Source organism: Streptomyces sp. SID11385, assembly GCF_010548245.1.
Taxonomy (GTDB): Bacteria; Actinomycetota; Actinomycetes; order Streptomycetales; family Streptomycetaceae; genus Streptomyces.
Window position 1 is genome coordinate 1 of record NZ_JAAGLR010000642.1, and the last position, 948, is coordinate 948.

Consider the following 948-nt stretch of genomic DNA (forward strand, 5'->3'; position numbering starts at 1 on the left):
CTGCCGGGCGAGCCCGCCGACCGCCTCCGCTCGGTCGCCGCCGTCGTACCGGGCAACCGCTCCCTGTCCTGGTCGGGCTGGCGCGAGGCGGTACGGGACGAGATCGACGCGGTCGAGCACGGCGCCCTGGGCCCTTGGCTGCGCGGGCCGGGCGCGCGGTTGCTGGCGGGGGCGCAGTGCGCGGTGGGGCTGCCACTGCTCGCGTACGGGCTGCGGCGCCGCGACCACGGCTGGTGCTGCGCGGGCACGCTGCTGGTCGCCCACGGGCTCTCCGCGCTGGCCTACGACCGGATGCGGGCGGCGCGGGGGTGGGGGACGGGGTGAGGCGGGGGGCTCGGCCGCGCGGACCGGCGCGGGGCGGGCCTCAGTCCTCGTCCTCGTCGTCGAGGCGGGCGAGCCAGGTGGCCAGGCGCTCGACGGGGACCTCGAAGTCCGGGTTGAGGTCGACGAAGACGCGGAACTGCTCGGCGAGCCACTCGAAGCTCACCTCTTCCTCGCCGCGCCGCCGCTCCAGCTCCTCGATACCGCGGTCGGTGAAGTACATGTCGCGTGCTCCGTCTGGTTGGGCCGGTGGCCGAAGGGGTAAGGGCGGCGGGCAGGGGCCCGGGGCGTCCGTGGCACAGGATAGGCGGGCCGGGTGTCCCGTTTCCTCCTCGCCCCCGCACCGCACACGGGCTAATCTGCTCTGCCCGCGCGCCACGACCGAACGGCGGCCCATCGGCCCCCGCCAGGCACGCGGGAGAAGAACGGGGGACACACCATGGGGGACCACGCGACCCGCGGGACAGGCGGGACGACACGGACCACGCGCCGCGGCACGGACCGCCCGGCGGCCACGAGGGCCGGGGACCGGGCCACGCCCGCCCGGCCCGCGCACACCCACGCGCACGTCCGCCCCGTCACTCGTACGGGGGGCGAGGCGGTACGGGTGCCGGGGACGGGCCGGAG

General features: G+C 77.3%; 1 protein-coding gene and 1 pseudogene. One reads left to right on the forward strand and one right to left on the reverse strand.

The features are described 5' to 3' along the window. Positions 1–324, forward strand: a pseudogene (locus tag G3I42_RS19495) (hypothetical protein); the annotation flags it as partial. 40 nt (positions 325–364) lie between these two features. On the opposite strand, the gene G3I42_RS19500 reads toward G3I42_RS19495, so the two are convergent. After that, positions 365–544, reverse strand: a complete 180-nt coding sequence (locus tag G3I42_RS19500; protein WP_007822171.1) for a DUF6104 family protein — start codon at positions 542–544, stop codon at positions 365–367. Between the last annotated feature and the right edge of the window lie 404 nt (positions 545–948).

What these genes read in the sequence shown, in the direction of transcription:
- G3I42_RS19500 (WP_007822171.1), bottom strand. Translation starts at nt 544, where the DNA reads ATGTACTTCACCGACCGCGGTATCGAGGAGCTGGAGCGGCGGCGCGGC.